The sequence below is a fragment of the Alkalibacterium psychrotolerans genome, assembly GCF_054784355.1.
In genome coordinates this window covers 1-26,969 of record NZ_BAAGPH010000140.1, presented here as the reverse complement: position 1 = coordinate 26,969, position 26,969 = coordinate 1, and the positions used below count along the sequence as shown (strand labels likewise).

Below are 26,969 nucleotides of genomic sequence, written 5' to 3'. Positions count from 1 at the left end.
AAAGGGAGACGATGATGACTAATTTTCACGAAAAAGTAATCTATCAAGCCTATCCAAAGTCATTTAAAGACACAAGCGGCAATGGGGTAGGGGATTTAAAAGGGGTTACGGAAAAACTGCCGTATCTATCAGATTTAGGTATCGACATGATCTGGCTGAACCCCTTTTACCCGTCACCTCAAAATGATAATGGCTATGACGTGGCCAACTACACAGATATTGATCCGATGTTTGGGACGTGGGAGGACTTTGACAGACTGGTCGAAGAAGCCGGTAAACGCGGCATTGATTTGATGCTGGATATGGTACTTAACCATACGTCAACACATCATAAATGGTTCCAGAAAGCCTTAGCTGGTGATGAGTATTATCAGGATTTTTACATTTTAAGAGAAGCTCAGGAAGATGGCAGTCTGCCGACAAACTGGGAGTCTAAATTCGGCGGGAAAGCCTGGTCCAAGTTTGGTGACACGGACAAGTACTACCTGCATCTCTATGACGTCACGCAGGCTGACTTGAACTGGCGTAACCCGAATGTCAGAGAAGAACTCTACAAAGTGGTTAATTTCTGGCTGGAAAAAGGCGTGAAAGGTTTCCGATTCGACGTTATTAACGTTATCGGTAAAGATGACGAGCTGAAAGATGCGGATGATGGCGTAGGTAAATCTCACTATACGGATACGCCGATTGTTCATGACTACATTCAGGAGCTGAACAAGGAAACGTTTGGAAAGTATGAAGATATTATTACAGTTGGTGAAATGAGTTCCACGACGGTTGAAAACGGCGTGAAGTATTCTAATCCTGAGCGCGACGAGTTGTCGATGATTTTCAGCTTCCACCATCTGAAAGTAGACTATAAAGACGGCGAAAAATGGACGCTGATGCCCTTTGACTTTATCAAGCTTAAGTCCATTTTGAATGAGTGGCAAGAAGGCATGGCAGAAGGCGGGGGCTGGAACGCTTTGTTCTGGAATAACCATGACCAGCCGCGTGCCAACAGCCGATTCGGAGATGTAGAAAATTATCCATATGAAACGAGCACCATGCTCGCCCAGACAAATCACTTGCTTCGCGGAACACCTTATGTTTTCCAAGGAGAAGAGATTGGCATGACCAATCCGAACTTTGAGGATCTGGAGGACTACGTCGATATTGAAACGCATAATGCCTACAGAGAAATGAAAGAAAAAGGCATTGAACACGACGAAGCCATGGCGATTATCAAGGAAAAATCCCGCGATAATTCCCGTACACCGATGCAGTGGGATGAGTCCGAACATGCCGGCTTCACTACAGGTGAACCGTGGCTGAAGGTTGCGGATAACTACAAACAGATTAACGCCGAAACCGGTCAAATGAGTCAGCGCATCTATGACTACTATAAGAAACTGATTCAGCTGCGCAAAGATATGCCGATTATTCAAGAAGGTGATTATAAAGCGCTGGAACTTGATCATCCGAGCATTTTTGCGTACAGACGAGACTATAAAGGCCAGACGCTTCTCGTTCTGAACCATTTTTATGCGGAAGAAAGCAGCATCACATTGCCAGATGAACTGCTGGAAATGGACGCGACTTATCTGATTGGTAACCGCGAAGAACGCACGCTTGAAAAAGACTTTAAACTGGGTGCTTACGAAACAGTTGCATTTTTACTGAAATAAGACGCCTTTAAAGCTGAGAAAATAAAATAGAACCGGAGAGGAGTGGTTTAAATGAGACTCCTCTCCGGTTTTATTTGTCCTTTGCAGGGAGTTTGACCCTAAAAGAGAAAGTACCGCTATAACTTGTCTCGATTAAGTGCTTTTCGGCACAAGTTTGCTCGTTTAGTGACTAAACTCCTCTCGAATAGCATTATTCGGTATATGTTTTTACCATTTTTATAAGTACTCCTGTCGATTAACCGCTAATCGGTACAAGTTTTTCCTTTTAACGGGAAAACTTGTGTCAAATAGAACTGAACCAAGTGACTCAAACCGGTAAAGTAGTCGCTTTACAAAATACTCCTCCTGACTGAGGGAAAGGTAGACATATTCAGTCCAGGCTGTAATCCCTAACAAAGTAATGGTATGATTAAAAGGAATGAGATTGATCATTGGCTTGCAAAGAATTCGGTATATAAGCTAACGGCAGATTGTTAGAGGAAAGAGTGATTATTATTAATGGGGATGTAAAAAAACGGCATAATGTGACCATAAAAGGGTCTGGGGAGAAAACTCTTGTGTTTATTCATGGCTTCGCATCGAGTCAGAAGGCGTGGCAATGGATTACGCCTGCTTTTGAAGCGACCCATACTCTAATTCTGTTAGATCTTGTCGGTTCGGGGGAGTCGGATATGGAAGCCTATGATGAGCAGCGCTATCAGTCCTTAAAAAGTCACGTGGAAGACATCAGTGAAGTTCTGGATGTGCTTGATGTCGAAGAAACTACCGTAATCGGCCATTCTCTCGGAGGCATGATAGCCTTAATGCTAGCTAACCATAGACCTGATTTGGTTAAACAAGTAGTGCTGATAGGGGCTTCACCAAGGTATATTAATGATTTGCCTGACTATTATGGCGGCTTCAATCAAGAGGACGTCGATACTATTCTTGAGATGATGGAAGTGAATTATGTGGGCTGGGCCAGCTACCTCTCATCCATTGCTGTTCCGCCTGCTGTCAGCGAAAGCAGCATGAAATATGTCGAGTCCAGTTTACTTGCCAGTGATCACAAGGTAACGTATCAGTTGCTTCAGATGACTCTAATGGGCGACTACCGTGCTATACTTAAAGAAGTCACAGTAGACACTCTTATTCTGCAGTGCTCAGATGACAGCTTTGTACCGATAGAAGTAGCCGAGTATATGGATAACGAAATAAAAAACAGCTCCCTGCATATCCTGTCTTCAAAAGGGCATTATCCTCAGTTAAGCAATCCAGCTGAAACGGCAGATGTGATTAAGCGGAGCCTCAGATAGGGGCACATTAAGATGAAGGATGAAAGATGGATGCTGGCAATGCTTCCTCTTGTCACCATTAACTTAGAGGGAGAAATTAAGCAAGTCAATAAGCGCTTTAGCGATCTGGTAGGCTATTCAGCAAATGAACTCGAAGGCAGCCACATTGAAAAAGTAATGGACAGCGGTGTCAGGTTCTTCTTTAATTCCATGCTTTACCCGAAGCTTATGATGGAAAAAGAAGTACAGGAAGTTTACTTATCCTTCAAGACTAAGTTTGAGGAAGCCAGACCGGTCATGTTTAATGCCGAAGTCGTTGAGTCGGATGAAGCAATATACTGTTATATCATTCCCGTAGCGCAGCGTGCAGAATACACAAAAGAGATTCGGACAATTAATAAGAAGCTTGAAGAAACAGTAAAAGAAAAAACGCGTCTGCATGAAGAATTACTGACGATGAATAAACGGCTGAAATACCATGCAGAACGGGATTCTCTGACGTCTTTATACAACAGGAGAATGTTTCTGAAAAAATTGACACAGCTGCACGAGGAATTTGAGAAAGTTAACCAGCTATTTTCTATATGCATTCTTGATGTGGATCATTTTAAACAAGTGAATGACCGTTATGGACACCTCACAGGAGATCAGGTGCTGATTGGTCTGGCTAATGAAATGACTGATTTTTTTGACTCAGAGTGCACACTAGCTCGCTTCGGAGGTGAAGAATTTATAATTCTCTTTCCTGGCTATAATCAGCATAACGCATACAAACTGGCAAATCAGTTCTGTAAACATGTAAAACAGCAGACTTGGGATGGGGTAGCCATTACCATCAGTATGGGGATTAGTGAAGCAGCTCCTTCACGGTCAGTCACAGATATTGTGGCCGGGGCAGATATGGCTCTTTATAAAGCTAAAAATACGGGGCGTGACAGAGTGATTTGTGAAGAGGAGATAGCTTCTGAGAGTTATTCTTCAATAGAATCTTCAAAAAAATAAAATAAAGGGGCAGTAGCAGATTTTTTCCGCTACTGTCCCTCTTTGTAATCCTTTTTTAGTGTTTATTTTTAAATGGTTAGTTGTAGGAAATGGGCCCTCGGCGTCTGGCGAATTCGACAAATCGAAACTTGTCTAGACGGTGACGGGATTCTGTGTACTGGAATAAGGTGGCGTCTTCCAAATGGACTTCACTTCGGGTGACGACTACGTGTGTATCTCCGTGAAGGGTCATCAGTTCTCTGTCTTCTTGAGTAGCCGGTTCAACTATAAACTCTTTTCTAGCAAAACCGATGATCAGATTCAGTTTGTTTTCAATATAGTGGTAAAGCGAGTGCTGGGCTTCTGAATCAGGCACTTCCTTTATGACAGAAGTGAACAGGTAATCTTTGTCGAGAATCACAACTTCTCCGTCTACTTTGCGGGCACGAATGATACAGTGTACTTCCGTATCCTTAGAAACCTTTAGAAAATCAGCAATGTGTTCCGGTATGGTCATGACTTTATTTTTGACTAACAGGGTTTCACTTGAAATGTTCTGTGCATCCTGAAGTTCCTTGTAGCTAGTCAGGCCGGAGATCGGAAAATTGAATCGTTTCACATCCAGAACAATCGATCCTTTACCTTGTTTTTTCTGTATGTAACCACTTTCAAGCAAGAGAACTAGGGCTTTTCGAATTGTTTCGCGTGAAACATTGTACTTTTTGGACAGCTGATTTTCACTAGGGAGAAGTTCTCCCGCTTTGTATTTCTGATTTAAAATATCGGATTCGATGTCCAAAAAAATATCCTGAAATCTACTCATGTCTTCCATTCCTTTTCATTGTCATTCTGTCTAGCGTTCTTCATTTTATCTGAAAATAATAAGCATCTCAAACATAATACCATAAATCCCTTGCTTATTATTTAGATTAAGTTAGGATTAAAATAAATTGTTTATCCGGGAGCTCATTATGAACAGTAAAAGCAAGCAATCCCTTATCCGTTTCATCGGCATTGGTCTGATTATAGCTTTATTTGCAGCTATTCTCTGGACAATTGTAGCTATTGCACAGGATTTTTCTGCAGCACAAGAGACAGTAGGCTGGGGATCCGTTTTTTTCATAAGTACCCTTTTAATTACAGCCAGTAGTCTGTTTTTCTACAGTCATATATTGATACATGAAGGCGGACACCTTCTTGCCGGTTTGCTGTCCGGCTATACTTTTCTCTTGTTTCGAATGGGTCGATTTGGTCTGATTAAAGAAAATCAGCGGTTCAAACTCATTACCTACAGAATGAGTGGAACGCTTGGTCAGTGTTTGATGTATCCACCTGACACGGTCATTAAACCCTTTCGACTGTACTTGTCCGGTGGTGTACTGGGCAATCTGCTGGCGTCCACTGCTGGTCTGAGTGCATATGTTTTATTTCCGACACGCTACTTTATTTTATTTTCCTTGATTGGCCTGGTCGCTGCGGTAACGAATGGCATTCCTATAGGCTATAATGACGGGAAAATATTAAGTAAGCTATTGAAAAGCGAAACGGCTCAGGAACAGTTTTTCCAGCAGCTGAGATGGAATGGTGATTTTATCCGTTATGAAAAAGTGTATTCAGACGTAGTAACTGAAGATAAAATCATGAACGTCAATCAGCCGGTGACAGAACAGTTCAATATTTATACTAAGTTAGTGGAAATTCATGCGTTGTTAGAAAAAGGCGATTTAAATGCGGCCTTTTCCGAACTGAGTGATTTGTACGATTTAAGGCTCCAAATAATTGTCCCTTACCGGATGGAAGTAATCCGAGAGTATTTATTCTGCCTTATAATGCTGGATAGAGGGAAACCGAATGAAGTTAGTCGGATTCTTTCTGAACAAACGTTTAAAGAACATTTGAAATTAAATCAAGCTGATGTCTTCCGCTTGAGATGTGTGGTCGCTTATTATGTCTCTAATGACCGGAATGAAGCAAAAGTTTATTTTAATAAAGCAGAAGAGTACCTGGATAAATTGCCTTTTCACGCAGACCGGGCAGTTAATCGTCAACTGCTTGACATAGTTATTAAAGAAACCGAACTAAAATAGACCAGCTCGCGTCATTCAGCTGTCCAAGTACTACGGGGCTGAATCGACTCAAGCTGGTCTTTTCTGTATCAAGAAGCTGAATACCTTTGTTCAAAACTTATCTGATGGTCAGAACTTGGCCGACACGAATGAGGTTCGGATTGGAAATGTTATTGACAGAGACTAAACGGGCGACTGTGGTGTTATAACGACGGGCAATTGAGTAAAGTGTATCGCCGGAACGTACGGTGTAAGTTGTAGTGCTGGAAGGTGGAGGAGTTGTCGTACCGCCGCTGGTGGATACGATGAGTACTTGGCCGACACGAATGAGGTTCGGGTTGGAAATGTTATTGAGAGAAACGAGACGGGCAACTGTGGTGTTGTAACGACGGGCAATTGAATAAAGTGTATCACCGGAACGCACGGTATAGGTTGTGCTGGTAGATGGAGGTGGTGGAGTAACTGTTCCTCCGCTACTGGAAACAATCAGGACTTGACCGACACGAATGAGGTTCGGATTGGAAATGTTATTGAGAGAAACGAGACGGGCAACTGTGGTGTTGTAACGGAGTGCAATAGAGTAAAGTGTATCACCGGATCTGACTGTATAAGTCTGGCCACTTGGGGTAGACGGCAGATTCATCATCTGAGACATCGTAACAAAGCGGTAACCTTGGCCTTTCAGACGGGTAATGATGGTCGGAAGAGCGACTGGGGTACCTGGAGCACCTGCTCCTGTGTGCATCAGAATGATGGCACCTGGAGTGATTCTGCTCATGACTCGGTTAATAATGTCTGTAGAAGAGTTTCCTGTCCAGTCAATGGTATCGATGGTCCACATGACATTGTAACGGTAGCCGGCATCTCCGACAACTTGATTGACTGTTGAATTATAGGCTCCAAACGGAGGTCGGAAGAACGGTTTGGTGGTTCTGCCTGTAACGTTTCGGATAATGTCTTCTGTGCGCTGCAGCTGTGATCTCATTTCGGTTGCTGAAATTTTAGTAAAATCCGGGTGGTTGTAAGAGTGGTTAGCGACCTGGTGGCCCTGGTTGGCAATGTTGCGGATGGCTTGCGGGTGATTGTTGACGCCTGTTCCTGTGAGGAAGAAAGTAGCTTTTACGTTGTGGTTGGCTAAAACTTGAAGAATACGGTTAATGTTTGTGCCATCAGAGCCGTCATCAAAGGTCAAGGCAACAACTTTTTCAGTGGTGTTTCCTCTAGTAATGGTCTGAGCGGGTGCAGCTGCTGCTGGAAGTGCTAAGGAGAGACTGAGAAAGAATCCTAAAAGGACGAGAACTGTTTTTAAGGCTATTGACCGCAAATATTTTGTGTTCATTTTTCTCACCTCTTTTCTGACACATAAGACGGCAAACCTTATTGCGACATAGGAAAAAACGGATGAGACTGTCTTTATCTTACTTTAATTATAATCCTAAATAGACTTAAAATCACGCAATGATACTTTAAAAGTGACAGAAAACAAAAAAATGTTACACCGTTTAGATGTAACATCCGGATAATCCGTCGGTTAATTTATAATTTTTTTGCATAGCAGATGATACGGTTAACTTCCTCGAAGCCAACATGTTCATGAAAATGGGCGCTTGTCTCGTTGGTCAGTTCGACATCACTGGCAAACTCGGAGGCATTCATAAAACGGGCCCAGTCTTCGCAGACAGCCACGAGCTTTCTGGCAATTCCTTTTTTACGGTAAGTCTCCTTAACATAAATACCTTCCAGATAGCCGACAGGGGTGGATACAGTTCCCTCTACATAATCGTATCGGAGTTGCACATGAGCAAAGCCGACGACCTGACTGTCCACTTCGCAGATAAAGAGTTCAGCCGTACTGTCTTCCTGATAACGTGTGAATTCTCGTTCCATGGTATCGTAATCTTCACCTGGCCAGAGCAGCAGAGCAAGTTGCGTGATGGTTTGAATATGTATGTCGCTCGCCTTTAAAATTTTATGCATTGGATTGCCCCCTACAGTAATGGATAAATACACTAGTTATTTAAATTAGTTTACCATATCTTCAGCTAAAACGCTTACTCATTCAAACTGAAAGTGCTATATTTTTTCAATCAAGGAGTAAGGGCGTAGAGCTGTAAAATTCTGTTCACAACATACTAATAAAAAATAAGTAAAAAAGTTGACAAATGGCGTCATACCTTATATGATTTAACGTGACGAAACAAATAAAAGTGATGTATTCAAGGTAAAGTAGTGAAAGTGCTTTTCCGCCCAGGGCAGCAGTGTATGCTAAATTGGAGTGGACCGGGCACTTTTTTTGTGGAAAAAAATAGGGGGAACCAAAACGATGGCTATAGAATTTGATACAATTGCAGCAATTTCTACCCCACCTGGAGAAGGCGGGATTGGCATTGTGCGCATCAGCGGCGATGAAGCGCTGGAGATTGCAGACCGAGTGTACAAACTGGGATCCAAAAAAATAAGTGACCAGCCCACCCATACGCTTCATTACGGGCGCGTGGTCAATCCGAGAACCGATGAACAGATTGATGAAGTGATGGTCTCCATTATGCGCGCACCGAAGACCTATACCCGTGAAGATGTGGTTGAAATCAATTCACACGGCGGAATAGTCTCCGTCAACAAGGTTCTGGAAGCTGTCCTGCATAATGGCGCTCGCCTGGCTGAACCGGGAGAATTCACCAAACGGGCCTTTTTGAACGGACGGATTGACTTGTCTCAGGCAGAAGCCGTGATGGACGTTATCCGTGCCAAGACCGACAAGGCGATGCATATGGCAGTCACTCAGCTGGACGGCAATCTGTCTCGCCTGATTAGAAATTTGCGACAGGAAATACTCAACACACTGGCCCAGGTCGAAGTAAATATTGATTACCCGGAATACGATGACGTCGAAGAAATGACCTCCCGTCTGTTAGTTGAAAAGGCTGAACAGGTGAAAGCGCAGGTTGAAGCCTTGCTTGAAACAGCGAGTCAGGGGAAAATTTTGCGTGAGGGACTGGCTACAGCTATCATTGGCCGCCCAAATGTTGGAAAATCAAGTTTACTGAATAGAATGTTAAAAGAAGAGAAAGCGATTGTCACTGAAATTGCCGGTACGACACGTGACGTTATTGAAGAGTATGTCAGCGTCAAAGGTGTCCCGTTAAGACTGATTGATACAGCCGGTATTCGCGAGACCGAAGATATTGTCGAACGCATCGGTGTGGAGCGCAGCCGTAAAGCCTTGAGCGAAGCGGATCTGATTTTACTGGTCTTTAACCAGAGCGAACCGCTGACCGATGAAGACAGGCTTTTGCTGGAAGCGACAGAAGGCCATAACCGTATCATTATCCTTAATAAAATGGATCTGGAAAACAAGTTGGATTTATCGAAACTGAAAACACTGGTTGACCCGGCAAGCATCGTCTACACATCGATTGTGACACAGGCGGGCTTGACCGAACTGGAAGGCAAGATTGCTGACATGTTCTTTGCCGGCAACACGGGTGAAAAAGATGCGACCTATGTATCGAACATTCGCCACATTGCGTTATTAAATGAAACCATTGAAGCCTTTAATGACGTCATTGACGGCATCGAAGCCGGTATGCCGGTTGATCTGGTTCAGATAGATATGACTCGGGCCTGGGATTTACTGGGTGAAATCACCGGGGACAGCGTTCAGGACGAGCTGATTACGCAGTTGTTCAGTCAGTTCTGCTTAGGAAAATAACAGAATATACTAAAAACTAATTAAATTGTTTAAGAGACTAGAAAGGACTAATGCCATGCAAACGTATGAAGCTGGAAATTATGATGTTGTCGTAGTCGGAGCGGGCCATGCCGGTTCTGAAGCTGCTTTGGCCTCAGCAAGAATGGGAGCACAGACCCTTTTGGTTACCATCAACCTGGACATGATTGCCCACATGCCGTGTAACCCGTCTATCGGCGGACCGGCCAAAGGAATTGTTGTCAGAGAAATCGATGCTTTGGGCGGCGAAATGGGCCGCAACATTGACAAGACCTACATTCAAATGCGCATGCTGAACACAGCCAAAGGACCGGCTGTCAGAGCATTGAGAGCTCAGGCTGACAAGCATTTATATTCCAATGAAATGAAAAAGACGATTGAACAGACACCGAATCTGGATTTGAAACAAGGCATCGTGGATGACCTGATTGTTGAAGACGGAGAAATCAAAGGAGTCGTGACCAATACCGGAGCGATTTACCGTTCAAAGGCCGTTATTTTGACTGCCGGCACGTCTTCTCGTGGTGAAATTATTATTGGTGAACTGAAGTATTCGTCTGGACCGAACAATACTCAGCCGTCCATTAAATTATCCGAAAGTCTGCTCGAGTTAGGATTTGAACTGGACCGCTTTAAAACGGGAACGCCACCGAGAGTGCATAAAAATTCAATTGACTACTCGGTCACAGAAGAGCAGCCGGGCGACGAAGCACCCAATCATTTCAGCTTTGAAACCCCGGATGAAGATTATATTGAGGAACAGGTTTCCTGCTGGCTGACCTATACCAGCAACATTTCTCACGACATTATCCGCGAAAATCTTCACCGTGCCCCTATGTTTACGGGGATTGTGGAAGGGGTCGGTGCACGCTACTGCCCGTCCATTGAGGATAAAGTTGTGCGTTTCAGTGACAAACCGCGTCACCAGCTGTTTCTGGAACCGGAAGGCGCCAATACGGATGAAATTTACGTTCAAGGCTTGTCTTCATCTTTACCGGAAGATGTTCAGTTGAGTGTTCTGCGTTCCGTTGAAGGACTGGAAAATGCACAGATGATGCGTACGGGTTATGCTATCGAGTATGATGTAGTGAAACCTTACCAGCTGCGTCCGTCTCTTGAAACGAAAAAAGTGAGCGGCCTTTTCACTGCGGGTCAGATGAACGGGACCTCCGGCTATGAAGAAGCTGGCGGCCAGGGGCTGATTGCCGGTATTAACGCCGCGCGTCTGGTAAAAGGCGAAGAGGCTTATGTACCGAAGCGTAACGAAGCGTACATTGGTGTCATGGTTGACGACCTTGTCACGAAAGGAACCAACGAACCTTACCGTCTGCTGACTTCCCGTGCAGAATACCGTCTGCTTCTCCGTCATGACAACGCAGACTTCAGACTCACAGAAAAAGGTTTTGAACTGGGTCTCCTTTCAAAAGAGCGTTATGACGCCTTCCTATTGAAAAAAGAACTGGTTGAAAACGAACTGGAAAGACTGAAGCAGATTCGTCTGAAACCAAGTGATGTCAAAGACTATCTGGAGGAAAAAGGCGAACCTGAACTGAGAGACGGTATGCTGGCCTATGACTTCCTGAAGCGTCCTTACGTTAAGTATGATGACATTACGTTATTTGCTCCGACAGAACAACCGCTGCCAAAAGCGGTCAAGGAACAGGTGGAAATTTTCATTCAGTATGAAGGGTACATTTCCAAAGCCATCCGCAAAGCTGATAAAGTGAAGCGAATGGAAAACAAACGCATTCCCGAAGGCATTGATTACTCTGCCATCAACGGCATTGCTACGGAAGCCCGTGAGAAACTGACGAAGATTCAGCCTGAAACAATTGCTCAGGCCAGCCGAATCAGTGGCGTGAATCCTTCCGATGTGTCTATCTTGATGGTTTATGTCGAGCAAGGCGATATTCAAAAAGTTAACGCCTCTTAAAAAATGATCGGGGAAAAACACATGTCCACTCGAATCGCAGACCACTGCTGATTTGTGGGTGCATGTGTTTTTTCGTTTTGTAAAGAGACTGGGGACGGAAATTTGACTTATGTGGTCTTGTGTGGCATACTCGAGCGCTTGAGTCGCATGAGTTAACTGAAAGAGTACCCGCTTCGGTTAACTGAGATGAAGTATTTTCCGTAGTCTGCTGAAGTAGGAAGGGGTTGAGTAAACTGGAGAGTAAATTTTCGGTCAGTTTGCCGAACTTTGCTGGACTTCGGTAAAGTCAAAACATTTCTGGACTGAGTTTACCAATATAAGGGCGACTTCGGTAAACTGAGTTGGTGCCAGGCAATGAGTACGTCTAAGAGCAGGCGACTTCGGCAAAGTGAAGGCTCAAACTCAGTCGAGTTAACCGAAAAACCGCCTACTTCGGTATACTGACAGTCAGTAAGCAAGCGAGTCCACCGAAGCCTCTCCATTTCAAGCAAAACCACTGAATCAAGGCAGTAGTTTTGCTCTCTGCGCTCCCAAAACGCTCACTAATATAGCCCGCTGACTAGAGGTGCTAGGTAAATAGTGCTATATTTGGTAGTATAAATGAAATGATGTGCTGAAAAGGAGACTTGATAGTAGTAGAAAGAATAGCGGACTGGCTGGCCAAACTGGATAATTACGGCATAAGCTTCTGGGTGGGAGCGATAGTGGGCTTTATTATTATTCTTGCCCTCAGAGCAGGCTTACAGAAAGCCTTAAAAAAAGTGACAGCCAATGAACGGACAGAACTGTTTCTGGCTACTGTCATCAACTGGCTGACGATTTTCATTATAACTGTTTACTCCTTCTCTTATTTTTCCCGAACAGGCCTGATATACCGGACACTGTTCACATTTGGAGACACGGATATTACTATTTTTCTGATTTTTGCGGTTATATTCTCGCTTATTCTGGCGGTAAAACTCTCAAATGCGGTGAGGCAGTATATATTACCGACAGTATATGACAAATATGGCCTTGACCGGGGCGTACAGAACTCGATGAACACCTTTTTCCATTATCTGATTGTAACGATAGCGGTACTGATTGCTGTTTCTTCTGTTGGCTTTGATTTAACGAGCCTGATGGTATTTGCCAGTGTGCTGGGTGTCGGGATTGGATTCGGACTTCAGAATATTATGTCGAACTTCATCTCGGGTCTGATTATTCTTTTTGAACGACCGATTAAAGCAGGTGACCGAATCATTATCGATGGAACCATAGCGGACGTTGAAGAAATTAAAATGCGGGCGACAGTTGTGAGAACACGCGTGCACGAGCGGATGATTATTCCAAATTCTTATTTTCTTGAAGAAAAATTTTTGAATCGATCGTATGCAGATACCCGCTTAAGGCTAACTGTCCAAGTTGGGGTGGCATACGGCAGTGATGTGAACCGCGTTAAAACACTCTTGAAAGAATCGGTACTGGAACTCCGGGAAGAAAAATGGCAGAATATACTTGATGATCCGAGCCCGCGTGTTTTTTTTGAAGAGTTCGGCGACTCCTCGCTCGATTTTACCGTCTGGTTCTGGATTGATACCCAGACAGAAGAACGGGAATTCAGAATTCCGAGTGATCTGCGTTTTAAAATCGTTGAGAAGTTTGAAGAGAATAACATCGAAATTCCTTTCCCGCAGCGGGATATTCTCATTAAATAGAATGTATCAATCAGATATGTAAAATATAGAAAGAGGTTCTGAAATGAAAAAAGTACTCATAGTAGAAGATGAGCAGTCCATATTAACCTTGTTGAAGTATAATCTGGAAAAGGAAGGGTATCAGGTCTCTACTGCTACTGACGGGAGAGAAGGATACGACATGGCACTCGGCGAGCCTTTTGACATGATTCTTCTGGATCTGATGCTTCCTGGAATGGATGGCATGGACATATGCAGAGAGTTGAGAAGAGAAAAAGTTGACTGCCCGATCATCATGCTGACTGCTAAAGACTCGGAAATAGATAAGATAGTGGGTCTTGAAATTGGAGCAGATGACTATATTACGAAGCCCTTCAGCCCGAGAGAAGTTGTGGCACGAATGAAGGCCATACTCAGACGCGTTGAAAAAAACACTTCAGATCAAGCACAAGCAGAACAAGAATCAAATGAACAGATTATTATAGGGGATATTGTCATTTCACCGAGCCTGTATACTGTCAGCGTTAAAAATGTGCAGCAAGAGGTGACACCTAAAGAATTTGAACTGCTCTTGTATCTGGCCCGTCACAAAGGCCGCATACTGAATAGAGAACAACTCCTCCAGGCTGTATGGGACTTTGATTTTACAGGAGAAACACGCATTGTTGATATGCATATCAGTCATTTACGAGAGAAAATCGAAGACAATCCTAAAAAACCAGTTTATTTAAAAACGGCAAGAGGATTCGGCTACAAGCTAGAGGAGCCAAAATGAAACAATTAAGAATGAAAATCCTGGGATTTTTTACCCTTGTTCTCGTTCTTTTCACGCTTCTGTTTCTCTTTCTGTTTTCAACTATTCTGGAGAGACAAGCTATCGAACAGCAGGGGGAGGATTTACAGTCTCAACTATTGACGTTAAGCAGTCTGCTGGACATAAACGAGTTCGAAACGGATATAGCTGCAGTCTCTGAACAGTTGTCTCAAACGGCCGCAGTCATTAGCGAACGGATTACTTTTATCACACCGGATGGAGAAGTGACCTATGACACGCGTGCCGAAGAGGGCAACTTGGAAAACCATTTAAACCGGCCGGAAATTCAGCAGATTATTCAAGGTGAGTCTGTCGTCGGTACCTATGATCGGACCAGCGAAAGTACGGGAGAAGTACTGTATTATGCAGCAACGGCAATCACGGATGATTCGGGAGAACTGCTAGGCTTTCTTCGTCTGTCCAAAAATGTGGAGGAGATGGCTGGCCTTACCGAACAGATGATTCAAGTGGTGACTGTATTTATGCTGATTTCTATTCTAGTGGCTCTTTTATTCACCAATTACTGGACAAAAAAAATAAGTGACCCGATCGAAAAAATGAAACGGGTAACAGAGAAGCTCAGTGACCAGAATTATTCCAGCCGCTACACTGGGAGTTCTTATGGCGAAATAGATGATTTAGGACAATCCATCAATTTGCTGGCCATTAATCTGGATCAGCAGATGCAGGAGATTAATGAAAACCAGACGCGACTGAGAGAACTCATTAATCATTTAATTATAGGCGTCATGGTGGTGGACAATGAAGGACTCATCACGATGGTGAACCCGGTCATGAATGAAGTGCTTGGAGAAGATTTACACAGCAAAATCGGTGAACCCTTTGATGAGGCCCTTCACAGTACGACTTTGGTCGAATTAATTGAAAAGACGAGAGCAGAAAAAACCATACAGAATCAGGAAACTGAACTGTTCTATCCGAAAGAGAAGATTGTTGATGCGAACGTCGTCCCGGTATTCAATCAACAAAAAGAGAATTTTAATCATATTGTTTTACTCTATGATATTACCGAAATACGTCGATTGGAAAAAGTAAGAACAGATTTCGTGGCGAACGTATCCCATGAACTGCGCACACCGATTACTGCAGTCAAGGGATTTGCGGAGACGCTGCTGGACGGTGCGCTGAAAGATGAAGAGACACTCGTTGACTTTCTTGAAATTATTTACAAAGAATCAACGCGACTGGACTTGATGGTTCAGGATATCCTGCAGCTGTCAAAACTGGAAAACCACAAAGTACATGCGGTAATTCAGACAGTTCGTGCGTCAGAGGTTGTTGAAGAAGTACTGAAGATTGTGCACCAGAAAATGGACTTGAAAAATCAGACCTTTGAACTGGTGGAAGAGTTCCCCGTTACATTGGAAGTCGATCGGGACCAGTTTAAGCAAGTTTGCCTTAATCTGATAGGAAACGCAATCGCTTATACACCGGACGGCGGTAAGATAACAGTGACGCTTAAAGAAACGGATAATGAAGCAGTCCTAGTTGTTAGTGATACGGGTGTTGGCATACCGAAAGAGAGTCAGGCTCGAATATTTGAGCGCTTTTACCGCGTGGATAAAGCCAGAAGCCGAAATGCCGGAGGGACTGGACTGGGACTGGCGATTGTCAAATGGCTCGTTGAAAATAATAATGGACGCATTACTCTGGAAAGTGAAGAAAATAAGGGGAGCACCTTTACTGTATGGCTCCCACTGCGTAAGGAAGACTGAATAGACCGCTCGTCAGGTTAATATCTGATGGGGCGGTCTTTTTTACATAAAATTTACATTCCCTTACATAAAGTACACAATAAATCGATATGAAATACAAAGACACAGAGTAATATAGGGATTGTGAACAGGAGATAAAAAACTTATGTTAAAAGGGAGACTATTATGAAAAGAAATCTAAAAATGCTTTCTGTTATTGGACTAGCTGCAACAACCCTAATTGCGTGTGCGGATACTGAATCTGAAGGAGCACAAAACGGTGAATCGAGTGGGGACTTCGATTCAAGCAGCAATGTACACGTTGTAACACGTGAAATGGGATCAGGTACGCGAGATGCTTTCGCTGAAATGACTGGTCTCGTTGATGGTGATAACGATTTGATTGATCCAGGTGCGACAGCTCAGCAAGGAACCAATGCAGTTAACAGTACTGTGGCAGACGACTTGTATGCGATTGGCTATACATCCATCGGAGCAGTTGACGACTCTTTACGAGCAGTTCCAGTAGACGATGTGGACGCGACAGAAGAAAACATTCTGGACGGCGACTATGAAATCGCTCGAAACTTCAATGTTATTATCGGAGAAGAGTTGAGCGAGACAGCTGATGATTTCTGGACATTCATGTTTTCTGCAGAAGGACAAGCTATCGTTGAAGAAGTGGGTTACATTATGGCAGATACCGATGCGCCGGCATACGAAGGGCAGGATCTGGACTTGAGCGGTTCCATCGACGTTAACGGTTCAACTTCGGTTTACCCAGTTGTTGAAGCCATTGCAGAAGCATATATGGAAATCCATTCAGATGTTCAGATTGCTGTACACTCAACAGGTTCTGGTGCAGGTGTGACATCAGCAATTGAGGCAACATCAGATATTGGTATGGCATCTAGAGATTTGAATGACGATGAAATTGGTCAAGTTACAGAAGCAAGACCCGTAGCTCTTGATGGCATTGCAGTGGTGGTTCACCCGGATAATCCACTGGAAGGTGTAACGATGGATCAAGTTGCCGATATCTTTAGAGGCGACGTCAACACGTGGGACGAATTGCTGGATAACTAAGAAATCAGCTATCTGAAAGCGTGAAGGCTGAACTAAATCGAGAAAAGTGAAAGGGGGCGTACAGAGCGGACAGCGAGTCTACTCTGAAGCCCTCTTGTACTGTATACACATATGAAAGGATTTTTATTATGGATAACCTCAGACAAGGGACGATTAAAGAAGCTCATCGGCGTCCTCCCTTTAAAAAAGCTCACAAAGGCAATTTAATTGAAAAAATCATGCATGGTGTGTTCCTTTTAGCAGCCTTCACCTCTATTTTTTCACTTATTTTGATTGTGATCTTTATCTTTACGAATGGTTTGCCAATGATGTTTGAATACGGACTGACAGACTTTATTTTTGGACAGACCTGGAATCAGACGACATTTGGGCTTTTGCCAATGATTACAGGCTCCATTCTGGTGACGATAGGGGCCGTCAGTATCGGTGTGCCGATTGGAGTAATGACAGCCATATTCATGGCTGAATTTTGCCCTAAATGGCTGTATGAATTTTTGAAACCAGCTGTCAATCTGATGGCGGGCATTCCCTCAATCGTTTATGGTTTTTTTGCACTGAGAATCATTGTTCCTCAAATCCGTCAATTATTCGGCGGCCCAGGAAACAGTATGCTCGCAGCCATCCTACTGCTGGCCATCATGATTTTACCGACGGTCATTTCACTTTCAGAAGCAGCGATTCGCTCCGTCCCCCGCTCTTACTTTTCAGGAAGCATTGCTTTGGGCGCCAGCCCGGAACGCAGCATCTTTTCCGTTCTGGTTCCGGCGGCAAAATCGGGTATTTTTTCCAGTATCGTTCTAGGCGTAGGTCGAGCTATTGGTGAAACAATGGCTGTGGTCATGGTAGCAGGAAATCAGCCGCTGATGCCAAGAGGCCTAACAGAAGGTGTACGTACACTGACAACCAATATTGTTATGGAAATGGCGTATGCCTCCGGTCAACATAGAGATGCACTGGTAGCAACAGGCGTCGTGCTCTTCATCTTCATCATGATTATTAATACAACATTTCTGATAATGAAAAACAAGGAGGCGAAATAAGTCATGACAAGCAAACTGATGAAAATCCTGGTTTATCTTTCAGCTGCATTTACATTCGGAATGCTGGGATATCTGGTCATTTATATTCTTATTAATGGTGTCCGTTTTCTGACGCCGTCTCTTTTTGCATGGAACTACAGCACAAGTAATGTATCGATGATGCCTGCACTCATGACGACATTGATGGTTGTTGCCGGGACCTTGCTTATCGCCACGCCAATTGGGGTGTTCACCGGTTTTTACCTGGTAGATTATGCCAACCGAAAAAACCCGATTGTCAAGGCTATCGGTATGGCTACCGATACGCTAGCGGGTATTCCATCTATTATTTACGGCTTATTCGGCATGCTTTTCTTTGTTATTTTCTTGGAGTTCCAGTTTTCATTGTTAGCCGGAATTTTGACGGTGACTATCATGTCCTTGCCGGTTATTATCCGTTCGACGGAAGAAGCACTGATAGCTACAGGCATGCCAATCAGACAAGCAAGTTATGCTTTAGGAGCCGGTAAACTTAGAACCCTGTTTAAAGTGGTGCTTCCTGTGGCAATGCCTGGTATTCTATCAGGTGTTATATTAGCAACTGGTCGCATTATTGGAGAAACAGCTGCATTGATGTTTACTCTGGGAACAGCTACAAATTTACCAGGCAGCCTGTTTGCTTCAGGCAGAACCTTATCTCTGCACATGTATATCCTGTCTCAGGAAGGGCGTCACGTTAACGAAGCTTATGCGACAGCTGTCGTACTGCTCGTCTTTGTCCTGGTTATGAATGCCCTGTCTACACTAGTCAGCAAGCGTCTGGCTAAAGGAGGAAAATAGTATGGTGAATCAAAAAATTAAAGTGAGAGATCTGAAGTTATGGTACGGCAAATTTGAAGCCTTGCATGGAGTGGATCTGGATATTTACGAAAACGAAATTACAGCTTTCATCGGCCCGTCCGGCTGCGGTAAATCAACACTAATTAAAACATTGAACAGAATGAATGATTTAGTTGAAAACTGCCGAATTGAAGGGACAGTGGAGCTCGATGGAAAAGATGTCTACAGTAAAAAAGTAGAATTGAATGATTTGAGAAAACGTGTAGGCATGGTTTTCCAGCAGCCGAATCCTTTTCCGAAAAGTATCTATGACAACATTGCATTTGGACCAAGAACTCATGGCATTAAGAAAAAGAGTGAGCTTGACGAGATTGTAGAAAAAAGTCTGCGTCAGGCAGCTATTTGGGATGAGGTTAAAGATCATCTCGACCGTAATGCTTTATCGATTTCCGGTGGACAGCAGCAGCGTATCTGTATTGCAAGGGCACTCGCTGTAGAGCCGGATGTTCTTTTAATGGATGAGCCGACCAGCGCTTTGGATCCTATTTCAACTGCCAAAATCGAAGAACTGGTTATGGAATTGAAAAAAGACTATACCATCGTCATGGTTACACACAACATGCAGCAGGCTTCCCGAATATCTGACCGGACTGCTTTTTTCCTGAATGGTGATATCATTGAACAGGACCTGACCCGTCAGCTGTTTACGAATCCTAAAGAAGAACAGACTGAAAACTACATTTCCGGACGCTTCGGATAAACGACAGAAATCAAAGGAGAAAAGAACATGAGAAGAGTGTACGAAGAAGAACTCAACAAACTGCATAGTCAGTTTTTCCAGATGGGCAACCGTGTAAACGAAGCAATCTACAAGTCAATCAAAGCCTTTACCAATCACGACAAAGAGTTGGCTAAGCTTGTAATTGAAGAGGATAGAAAGATAAATGAGTTAGAGCATCAGCTGGAGCAGGACTGTATTGAACTCATCGCCCTGCAGCAACCCGTCACTGCCGACTTGAGAAAAATTATCACAGTCATGAAAGCCTCAGCTGATTTAGAAAGAATGGGCGACCACGCGGTTAGTATTTCAAAATCAACGATTCGTGTAAAAGGCAATAAGCGAAACAAAGAAATTGAGGATAAAATATCTCTAGCTGGTGAGAAAATAAAAGTAATGGGGCAGGAAATTATTGATGCCTATATTGAGTATGACAGCACCAAGGCCCTCAATATCGCTGAAAAAGATGAAGCCATTGACCATCTCGCTGATGAGATAAAAAAAGCTAGTATAGATGAAATGAGAAGAGATCCGGACCTTGTGCTTGGCGCGACTGATTATATTCTGGTGAGCACTTATATTGAACGAATGGGCGACTATATCACGAATATATCAGAGTGGATACTTTACTTTGAAACGGGTGTGATTCAGGAACTGAATACGCACCATAATTATGAAGAATAAATATACAGGAATGGCTCGTAATTCTATGAGTCATTCTTTTTTATTCTCATGTTTCTCTTGTCATAATAAAATAGTTATACATAGGAAATAAATGGATATGATAAAATAAATCAGAGGATTAGTGATGAACAATTAAAGTAACTGCCCAATAAACGAGCAGTTATACACACGGCTCGGCCCTAAAACGTTGAGAAGAATTCTTCAATTTTCTCTAGTAATACAATGAGATTTTGTGTATACTATTTTAATATAACTAATATTATAATTGTAATATAATGAGAGGGTTGCGCGCATGAAAATAGGGGAGAAGATAAAGCTCAGAAGGAAGGAAATAAAAATGACTCAGGCTGAGCTGGCAGATGGTATCTGTACGCAAGCGATGATCAGCCGGATTGAAAAAAAGAAAGTCAGACCGAGTCGTGATTTAATGGAAAAAGTAGCCGAGCGTCTGGAAGTATCGATTCATTATTTTTATGGGGAAGATTCGATTGAAAGCCGCTACTCAAAAACGGCTCAGTTATGCAAAATAATTCGCCAGCATTTAATTAGACGAGAATACGAGTCTGTATCCTATCTCATTGAAACCAATGAAGAATTGATTGAAAAATCTGTCGGGGAGGATAGAGATTTCTTCAAATGGATTCACGGCTTACTTTATGCCTACCGTGACGGGGACAACGATAAGGCGCTGGACTATCTGATTAAGATGGAAGCCAATGTCAAAAACGGTGAACTGCGAGTAGAGGTCATTGACAGTATTGGTAATCAGTATTTAAGGAAGAAAGAGTATGAGAAAGCGGAAGCCTATTATCAAAAAGGATTCGACTCCTTTGCCGAATGGATGAATCATGAGAAAAAAGCCAAGCTTCTACTGAATTATTCAATCTGCCTTTTCAGAGAAGACAAATACGGGGAGTGTCTGGATAAAGTCATGCAGGGTCTGGAGCTGCTGATTGAAAAAGATACCCTATTTCTTCTGGGAGACTTTTTCTACTACAAAGCACGCTGTCTGGAAATGCTGAAGCAGTATGAAGATGCGAAAGAAGCCTATAAAAAAGCCCAAACCATTTTTGAGATACAGCAAAATGAAAAGTACTTACTGATTACGAAAATGTCTTTGGAAGAAATGGAAAAAGTCAGATAAAACAGCTGAATGAATCAGCTGTTTTTTACACTAGTGAAAAAATGGTATCTGACTAAAGAGGCTGACTGCTTTGTGACCAGTTCAGACAGGATTGTACCTTAGAAGTTGCTTCAATATCGATTTTTAAGCAACTTCCCGGAGAATCAGGTTGTTAACTCGCTCCAATAGAGGTTTAGTGACCTGTTCATATAGAATTTCGACAGGAACTGGTTTCAAAAGCTGTTTTGATGCCAGTTAAATTTTAAGAATAAGTAGAAGTGGTCTCAAAAGTGTTATTGAGACCACTTCTCTATCATTTATCCTAGGAAACAGTCACAAAAGCAGTATTGACGCCAGTTCTAAGCGGATACAGCAGGGAACTGGTCACTATCATTGACTTAACGTAAAAAAGCCACGCGGAGCGCAGCTATAAATGCTGACCTTCGCGTGGCTTTTTGAAATTTTTTGGTTTTCTTACTGTTCTCCGTTTACAATTCGACCAGTAATATCCAGTGTGCGCTTAACTTGATGTTCAACAGATCCTTTGACATCTTCGACCATTTCGCCGTCTTGAGTGACTGAAACGGATGTACCATAAGGGTTTCCGCCTGCTCCGAATAGAACCGGATCAGTATATCCAGGAGTGGCAATAATGGTACCCCAGTGCATCATGGATGTATATAAGGAAAGAATGGTTGCTTCCTGTCCGCCGTGTGGATTTTGAGCTGAAGACATAGCACTGACAACCTTGTTGACAGTCTGCCCACTCGCCCACAGGCCGCCTTGAGAATCCAGATACTGTTTCATTTGAGCCGGCATGGTACCAAAACGGGACGGTATACTGAAAAGAATGGCATCTGCCCAAGTAATATCATCTGAAGAAGCTTCAGGCACATCTTTTGTTGCTTCGTAGTGTTCTTTCCAGGCTGGGTTTGACGCAATGGCTTCTTCTGGAGCCAGTTCCTGAACTTTTACAAGACGTACTTCAGCGCCCTCTGCTTCTGCAGCTGCTTTCGCCCACTGAGACATTTGATAGTTCGTACCTGTTGAACTGTAATAGATAATTGACAATTTTAATGACATAGAATAAAATCTCCTTTTTCTTTAATTTAATCGAACAGTATCTCTAATTCGAAATACTTACAAATTCATAGTACCTGAAATAATTTTACATGTCAACTGATAGGAGTACTTACTCGGATTCAGCTTATCAGACGCATGAACAGAAAGATGTGATATGCAAATGGAATGACCAACTACAGAAAAAAATTGAATAATAAAAAGCGGAACGCCATTGAGGCGCTCCGCTTTTTACTTGTTTTACAGTGCTGGATTAGTATCTTTTTCTTCTTCTTTTAGTTTGTGAGAAGCATCTTCCACTTCTGCTGCAACGTCAATTGCTGCATCTTCAGCTGTTTCTCTCACTTCATCTCTCAGTTCTTTAGCTTCTTTCTTGATTTCTTCTGAAGCGTGATGAAGCTGATTGCGAAGTTCTTGAGCTGTTTTTGACAACGTCAGCTTGATGTTTTCTGTTGCTTCACCGGTAGTCTGATACATTTCTTCTGACTTCACCTTAGCTTTATCAGCGTATTCTCCCGCTGAACGTTTAGATTCATCAAATTTCATGGCGAGATCGTCACGTGTTTCTTTACCGCTTTTAGGAGCGAACAATAAACCCAGTGCAGCTCCAAGTAAAATACCTTTAATAAATGACATTATAATTTCCTCCTAACAAATTGTGTTCATGCTTGTCATTATTATAGCTTAAACTCTACATAAATTAAACGATTTACGCTTATTGTATGAACTTCCTCCGATGGGTCTTAATAATAAATAGTCGGTTGGCATGGTATAATTACCTTAATAGACAGACTGGATGAAGTTGAAGGGAGGACAGTGTTATGCAGTTTACAGATCGTCTGGATGCAGCGAAACAGTTGTCGGAAAGGCTTGAATCGGCAAGTCAGAATGACCCAATTGTCCTGGCACTTCCCAGGGGAGGCGTCCCTTTAGGAATGGAAATTGCTCGAACCTACAAGCTAGCGTTAGACGTTATCCTATCGAAAAAAATCGGCCATCCGCTTTACCCGGAGTTTGCCATCGGCGCAGTTGCCGAAGATGGGGAGCCGATAGTGCATGCCTATCAGAAAAAACAGGTAGATCAAGAATGGCTCACTCAAGAAATTGAACGGATAAGACAACAAATCAATGACAGGCGAAAATCTTACGGAAAAGTTTCGAAAAAAATAGATTTGAGAAACCGTTCAGTTATTTTAGTGGATGACGGCATTGCAACGGGAATGACTATGAAAGCCGCTATCGAAGCGGTCAGGCAGCAAAAAGCAGCTCATATAACGGTTGCTGTTCCAATTATTCCTAAGGACACGTACCATGAACTGCTTAAGCTTGCTGATGAAGTTATTGCTGTAGACGTACCGGAAAATTTCCTAGGAGCCGTTGGTGCGTACTACGAAAACTTTGATCAAGTGGCAGACCGTGAAGTGATGCGCATCCTAGAAGCTAGTGCTAATCAAACTTAATACTTTTTAAATGATTCGTCGCGGGTAGAATTTAAACTGCCTGCGACGTTTTTGTTTATAAAGAGCCCCCTAGCGTGCCATAAGTCATTAAACTCACCATGTTCTATCAATGAGTGCAGTTCACCGCGAAGAATTGTTCTAAACTAAACGCCAAGTGAAGTACAGCCACTTTTAAATGAACGAACTCCACAGTTTTGCTTAAAAGTCGTATAAGTGTGCAGTTCAGAAAACTAAACTGCATTTATTTGCTGAAAAATGGAGTTTAGAGTTCCTCAGTCAATCCAAACTGCACAGTCTGATAAAAAAATGAACTTGATTCATCAACAGTATGTAAACACGGCGCATTACTAAGGCATCTCGCTCCGAAAACCTACAGACTATATGCTAAGATGAAAGGGAATAATCAAAAGGAGGAGACTCGAGTGAAAGCGATTGTAATTGAAGAGTTTGGTGGAGTGGAACAACTAAAAATGAAAGAAGTAGACAAGCCTGAACTCAAACCGAACCGTATGCTAGTCGAACAGCATGCAACCAGTGTCAATCCAGTAGACATTAAGCGTCGAAAAGGGTCTTTCGGTGGGAAAGTACCGATGATTGTTGGAGGAGATGTTGCTGGTGTCGTTATTGATTTAGGAGAAGAGGTCACCGGTTTCGACATTGGTGACAGGGTAATGGCCAATGCCGCTAAAACGTATGCTGAAATCGTATCGGTGAATCCCGACAGAGCGGTGAAACTGAGTAATGCAATTGATTTTGAAACAGCAGCAGCACTGCCATTAGCTGGACAGACGGCCTATGAAGCGATTGTCAAACAGGCAAAAGTCCAGTCGGGTGAGCGTGTGTTGATACATGGAGGTTCCGGAGGGGTTGGCAGCATCGCTGTACAGATTGCCAAACATAAAGGAGCCTGGGTTGCTTCAACGGCAAATGGTGAAAATCAGAATCTGCTGAAAAAATTGGGCGTAGATAAACCAATCAACTATAAAGAAGAAAAATTTGAAGAGATACTAAGTGACATGGATGTTGTCTTTGATACAGTTGGCGGACAGGTTCAGAAAAATAGCTTCTGTGTTTTAAAAGATAAGGGCCGATTAATTTCCATCGCTGAAGAACCGGATGCTGATTTGGATTATAAACAGGTAGATGCTAAGTATTTTTCATTCAGACCAACTAAGGAGGGCCTCGAAGAATTGAACAATTGGCTGAGCGACTCACTGATTCAGCCGGTTATTTCACAAGTGTTTGCTTTTAAAGAAGAAGAGGTTAGAGAAGCCCATAAAGTAAGTGAAAGCGGACGGGCTAGAGGAAAGCTGATTATTAAATTCAAGTAAAGCATGGTAGGAGATGCCAACTGTGATTATCTTTTTACTGTTACTATTAGGTTTGATGCTGTATCTCTCATATATCTATCAGACTGAGTCATTAACGAGAATTAGTCAGGTGTTTTCCCGGGGGTTTGGCTCGCTGGGCAAGACAGAAGATGAAACCGTTCGCTGTCCGAACTGCAATAAAAAAATTAAACGCTCAGATAGCCCATACTGCAGTGACTGCGGCATCTATTTTTAATTAAATTAAGGTTTCTTAAATAAATTTTAAACATCAGCGTCTATACTGATGAAGAATATAAAAAGTGAGAAAGTAACATAGGAGGTCAATCGATTGGACATAGGAATTGATAAAATAGGGTTTTATACCCCGAATGTGTACGTAGATATGGAAAAATTGGCGGAGGTCAGAGGGGTAGACCCGGCTAAATATACGATTGGTATCGGTCAGGAAAAGATGGCCGTTGCTCCTTTATATCATGATTCAGTGAGTCTAGCAGCCAATGCCGCTCTTTCAATATTAGATAATGAAGACAGAGAAAAAATTGATTTTGTACTGTTCGGTTCAGAATCAGGTGTGGATCATTCGAAATCCGGAGCAGTCTGGGTGCACCACTTAACTGGTATCCAGAATGAAGCTCGTTGTATTGAGTTAAAGCATGCCTGCTACGGTGCAACTGCCGGAATTAAAATGGCGATGGGACATGTAGCGTTAAATCCGGATAGTAAAGTGCTGGTACTGGGGGCTGATATCGCTAAGTATGGTTTGAATTCAGGTGGGGAACCGACCCAGGGTGCAGGGGCCGTTGCTATGGTCATTTCCCAAAACCCGAGAATTTTGTCACTGGATAATGACAGTGCTTCTTTGACACGCAATATATCCGATTTCTGGCGTCCGCTTCACTCCGACGTTCCTGTTGTCGACGGCAAGTTCTCCAATGAAGCTTACTTGGGGATGTTGAAAGATGTCTGGGCTGCTTATAGCAAAAAAACGCAGCGTGATTTAAGCGATTTTGAAGCACTTTGCTTCCACCTTCCCTATACTAAAATGGGTAAAAAAGCGATACAGGCGATTACTGAAAAAGTGGACGAAAGTGAAACAAAGCGTTTCATGGATTCTTACCACAGTTCTATCTTTTACAACAAACAGGTCGGTAATGTCTACACAGGCTCGCTCTATTTAAGCCTATTGTCATTATTGGAACAAGCACCTGAGTTTAAGGAAGATGCTCGTATCGGTTTGTTCAGCTACGGATCAGGCGCAGTCGGGGAGTTCTTTAGCGGTGTGTTGAAGTCTGACTACAAAAAGCACCTGAAAAAAGAAGCACACGAAAGTGTACTGGATGACCGCCGTGAACTGGCGATTGAAGAATATGAAACAATTATGGAGCAGTCACTGCCTAAAGACGGTAACGATATTGAAATTGACAATGAACAGGTCAATGTCGGTAAAGCGTATCTTGCATCCATTCAAGGTAATGTAAGAAATTACACGATAAAGTAAGCACCAAATCCTGAAACATTGACGAGGCAACACTGTAGCTTAATATTAAATAAAAGGTATCAGCAGCTGCTGGTGCCTTTTTTGTTCTAGTATAAGGGATTATAAAATAAAGGCTGGTATGACACAGTTGGTTAACGTTTTATCTTTAAGAATAGATGGGGTAAAATATAGATGGGGTAAAATATAGATATGGAAAAGAATATTCTCCACTCGA

24 protein-coding genes are annotated in these 26,969 nt (G+C 42.9%); 19 read left to right on the top strand and 5 right to left on the bottom strand.

Going from position 1 to position 26,969, the window contains the following annotated elements:
* Positions 1-14 precede the first annotated feature (14 nt).
* The 3 genes from treC to ACYVLS_RS11660 all read left to right on the top strand — a co-directional run bounded on the left by treC (position 15) and on the right by ACYVLS_RS11660 (position 3,943).
* Positions 15-1,667, top strand: coding sequence for an alpha,alpha-phosphotrehalase (gene treC / locus ACYVLS_RS11670; RefSeq protein ID WP_460324736.1), 1,653 nt, complete (start codon positions 15-17; stop codon positions 1,665-1,667).
* Between the two features lie 485 nt (positions 1,668-2,152).
* Positions 2,153-2,962 (top strand): alpha/beta fold hydrolase, encoded by an 810-nt coding sequence (locus ACYVLS_RS11665; protein WP_460324734.1) that lies wholly within the window; start codon positions 2,153-2,155, stop codon positions 2,960-2,962.
* A gap of 12 nt (positions 2,963-2,974) precedes the next feature.
* A complete protein-coding gene (locus ACYVLS_RS11660; RefSeq protein WP_460324732.1) occupies positions 2,975-3,943 on the top strand; it encodes a sensor domain-containing diguanylate cyclase in 969 nt (322 codons plus the stop codon).
* Positions 3,944-4,019: 76 nt separating this feature from the next.
* Here the strand turns inward: ACYVLS_RS11660 and treR are convergent, their stop codons facing one another.
* Positions 4,020-4,745: a trehalose operon repressor gene (gene treR / locus ACYVLS_RS11655; protein WP_460324730.1), complete on the bottom strand. Its 726-nt coding sequence runs from the start codon at positions 4,743-4,745 to the stop codon at positions 4,020-4,022.
* A 148-nt stretch (positions 4,746-4,893) separates the two neighbouring features.
* On the opposite strand from treR, the gene ACYVLS_RS11650 reads away from it, so the two are divergent.
* On the top strand, positions 4,894-6,009 hold the full coding sequence (locus ACYVLS_RS11650) for a hypothetical protein (RefSeq protein WP_460324728.1): 1,116 nt from the start codon (positions 4,894-4,896) through the stop codon (positions 6,007-6,009).
* Between the two features lie 97 nt (positions 6,010-6,106).
* Here ACYVLS_RS11650 and ACYVLS_RS11645 read toward each other — a convergent pair whose 3' ends face one another.
* Positions 6,107-7,327 carry a polysaccharide deacetylase family protein gene (locus ACYVLS_RS11645; RefSeq protein WP_460324726.1) on the bottom strand — a complete coding sequence of 407 codons (1,221 nt, stop codon included), beginning with the start codon at positions 7,325-7,327 and terminating at the stop codon, positions 6,107-6,109.
* Between the two features lie 197 nt (positions 7,328-7,524).
* Positions 7,525-7,965, bottom strand: a complete 441-nt coding sequence (gene aac(6') / locus ACYVLS_RS11640; RefSeq protein ID WP_460324724.1) for an aminoglycoside 6'-N-acetyltransferase — start codon at positions 7,963-7,965, stop codon at positions 7,525-7,527.
* 346 nt (positions 7,966-8,311) lie between these two features.
* Between aac(6') and mnmE the strand changes: the two genes are divergently transcribed.
* From mnmE to ACYVLS_RS11585, 11 genes are all read left to right on the top strand, one after another.
* Positions 8,312-9,700, top strand: a complete 1,389-nt coding sequence (mnmE, locus tag ACYVLS_RS11635; protein ID WP_460324722.1) for a tRNA uridine-5-carboxymethylaminomethyl(34) synthesis GTPase MnmE — start codon at positions 8,312-8,314, stop codon at positions 9,698-9,700.
* A gap of 55 nt (positions 9,701-9,755) precedes the next feature.
* Positions 9,756-11,651 (top strand): tRNA uridine-5-carboxymethylaminomethyl(34) synthesis enzyme MnmG, encoded by a 1,896-nt coding sequence (mnmG, locus tag ACYVLS_RS11630; RefSeq protein WP_460324720.1) that lies wholly within the window; start codon positions 9,756-9,758, stop codon positions 11,649-11,651.
* 626 nt (positions 11,652-12,277) lie between these two features.
* Entirely contained in the window at positions 12,278-13,348 is a 1,071-nt protein-coding gene (locus ACYVLS_RS11625) for a mechanosensitive ion channel family protein (protein ID WP_460324718.1), read from the top strand.
* A 43-nt stretch (positions 13,349-13,391) separates the two neighbouring features.
* Entirely contained in the window at positions 13,392-14,102 is a 711-nt protein-coding gene (locus ACYVLS_RS11620) for a response regulator (protein WP_460324716.1), read from the top strand.
* Positions 14,099-15,877, top strand: coding sequence for a two-component system histidine kinase PnpS (gene pnpS / locus ACYVLS_RS11615; protein ID WP_460324714.1), 1,779 nt, complete (start codon positions 14,099-14,101; stop codon positions 15,875-15,877). The genes ACYVLS_RS11620 and pnpS overlap by 4 nt, the downstream gene beginning before the upstream one ends.
* 165 nt (positions 15,878-16,042) lie before the next feature.
* A complete protein-coding gene (locus ACYVLS_RS11610) occupies positions 16,043-16,942 on the top strand; it encodes a substrate-binding domain-containing protein (RefSeq protein ID WP_460324712.1) in 900 nt (299 codons plus the stop codon).
* A gap of 218 nt (positions 16,943-17,160) precedes the next feature.
* Entirely contained in the window at positions 17,161-17,982 is an 822-nt protein-coding gene (gene pstC, locus ACYVLS_RS11605) for a phosphate ABC transporter permease subunit PstC (RefSeq protein ID WP_460324746.1), read from the top strand.
* Between the two features lie 3 nt (positions 17,983-17,985).
* On the top strand, positions 17,986-18,801 hold the full coding sequence (gene pstA, locus ACYVLS_RS11600) for a phosphate ABC transporter permease PstA (protein WP_460324710.1): 816 nt from the start codon (positions 17,986-17,988) through the stop codon (positions 18,799-18,801).
* Position 18,802: 1 nt separating this feature from the next.
* Complete coding sequence (gene pstB, locus ACYVLS_RS11595) at positions 18,803-19,561, top strand: phosphate ABC transporter ATP-binding protein PstB (protein ID WP_460324708.1); 759 nt, start codon at positions 18,803-18,805, stop codon at positions 19,559-19,561.
* Positions 19,562-19,588: 27 nt separating this feature from the next.
* A complete protein-coding gene (gene phoU / locus ACYVLS_RS11590; protein ID WP_460324706.1) occupies positions 19,589-20,263 on the top strand; it encodes a phosphate signaling complex protein PhoU in 675 nt (224 codons plus the stop codon).
* Between the two features lie 292 nt (positions 20,264-20,555).
* Positions 20,556-21,407 carry a helix-turn-helix domain-containing protein gene (locus ACYVLS_RS11585; RefSeq protein WP_460324704.1) on the top strand — a complete coding sequence of 284 codons (852 nt, stop codon included), beginning with the start codon at positions 20,556-20,558 and terminating at the stop codon, positions 21,405-21,407.
* A gap of 453 nt (positions 21,408-21,860) precedes the next feature.
* Here ACYVLS_RS11585 and wrbA read toward each other — a convergent pair whose 3' ends face one another.
* Complete coding sequence (wrbA, locus tag ACYVLS_RS11580; protein ID WP_460324702.1) at positions 21,861-22,469, bottom strand: NAD(P)H:quinone oxidoreductase type IV; 609 nt, start codon at positions 22,467-22,469, stop codon at positions 21,861-21,863.
* Positions 22,470-22,706: 237 nt separating this feature from the next.
* Entirely contained in the window at positions 22,707-23,102 is a 396-nt protein-coding gene (locus ACYVLS_RS11575; RefSeq protein WP_460324700.1) for a YtxH domain-containing protein, read from the bottom strand.
* 185 nt (positions 23,103-23,287) lie between these two features.
* Here ACYVLS_RS11575 and ACYVLS_RS11570 point away from each other — a divergent pair, with 185 nt between their 5' ends.
* From ACYVLS_RS11570 to ACYVLS_RS11555, 4 genes are all read left to right on the top strand, one after another.
* Positions 23,288-23,926 carry a phosphoribosyltransferase gene (locus ACYVLS_RS11570; RefSeq protein WP_460324698.1) on the top strand — a complete coding sequence of 213 codons (639 nt, stop codon included), beginning with the start codon at positions 23,288-23,290 and terminating at the stop codon, positions 23,924-23,926.
* A gap of 422 nt (positions 23,927-24,348) precedes the next feature.
* Positions 24,349-25,257, top strand: coding sequence for an NADP-dependent oxidoreductase (locus tag ACYVLS_RS11565; protein ID WP_460324696.1), 909 nt, complete (start codon positions 24,349-24,351; stop codon positions 25,255-25,257).
* Positions 25,258-25,279: 22 nt separating this feature from the next.
* Entirely contained in the window at positions 25,280-25,492 is a 213-nt protein-coding gene (locus ACYVLS_RS11560; protein ID WP_460324694.1) for a hypothetical protein, read from the top strand.
* A gap of 93 nt (positions 25,493-25,585) precedes the next feature.
* Positions 25,586-26,755, top strand: a complete 1,170-nt coding sequence (locus ACYVLS_RS11555) for a hydroxymethylglutaryl-CoA synthase (protein WP_460324692.1) — start codon at positions 25,586-25,588, stop codon at positions 26,753-26,755.
* Positions 26,756-26,969: the final 214 nt, after the last annotated feature.

Coding starts and splice junctions, on each gene's coding strand:
- ACYVLS_RS11585 (WP_460324704.1), top strand. CDS start 20,556: ATGAAAATAGGGGAGAAGATAAAGCTCAGAAGGAAGGAAATAAAAATG.
- ACYVLS_RS11620 (WP_460324716.1), top strand. CDS start 13,392: ATGAAAAAAGTACTCATAGTAGAAGATGAGCAGTCCATATTAACCTTG.
- pnpS (WP_460324714.1), top strand. CDS start 14,099: ATGAAACAATTAAGAATGAAAATCCTGGGATTTTTTACCCTTGTTCTC.
- ACYVLS_RS11645 (WP_460324726.1), bottom strand. CDS start 7,327: ATGAACACAAAATATTTGCGGTCAATAGCCTTAAAAACAGTTCTCGTC.
- phoU (WP_460324706.1), top strand. CDS start 19,589: ATGAGAAGAGTGTACGAAGAAGAACTCAACAAACTGCATAGTCAGTTT.
- pstB (WP_460324708.1), top strand. CDS start 18,803: ATGGTGAATCAAAAAATTAAAGTGAGAGATCTGAAGTTATGGTACGGC.
- ACYVLS_RS11570 (WP_460324698.1), top strand. CDS start 23,288: ATGCAGTTTACAGATCGTCTGGATGCAGCGAAACAGTTGTCGGAAAGG.
- mnmG (WP_460324720.1), top strand. CDS start 9,756: ATGCAAACGTATGAAGCTGGAAATTATGATGTTGTCGTAGTCGGAGCG.
- pstA (WP_460324710.1), top strand. CDS start 17,986: ATGACAAGCAAACTGATGAAAATCCTGGTTTATCTTTCAGCTGCATTT.
- ACYVLS_RS11650 (WP_460324728.1), top strand. CDS start 4,894: ATGAACAGTAAAAGCAAGCAATCCCTTATCCGTTTCATCGGCATTGGT.
- ACYVLS_RS11610 (WP_460324712.1), top strand. CDS start 16,043: ATGAAAAGAAATCTAAAAATGCTTTCTGTTATTGGACTAGCTGCAACA.
- ACYVLS_RS11660 (WP_460324732.1), top strand. CDS start 2,975: ATGAAGGATGAAAGATGGATGCTGGCAATGCTTCCTCTTGTCACCATT.
- treC (WP_460324736.1), top strand. CDS start 15: ATGACTAATTTTCACGAAAAAGTAATCTATCAAGCCTATCCAAAGTCA.
- wrbA (WP_460324702.1), bottom strand. CDS start 22,469: ATGTCATTAAAATTGTCAATTATCTATTACAGTTCAACAGGTACGAAC.
- ACYVLS_RS11575 (WP_460324700.1), bottom strand. CDS start 23,102: ATGTCATTTATTAAAGGTATTTTACTTGGAGCTGCACTGGGTTTATTG.
- treR (WP_460324730.1), bottom strand. CDS start 4,745: ATGAGTAGATTTCAGGATATTTTTTTGGACATCGAATCCGATATTTTA.
- pstC (WP_460324746.1), top strand. CDS start 17,161: ATGCATGGTGTGTTCCTTTTAGCAGCCTTCACCTCTATTTTTTCACTT.
- mnmE (WP_460324722.1), top strand. CDS start 8,312: ATGGCTATAGAATTTGATACAATTGCAGCAATTTCTACCCCACCTGGA.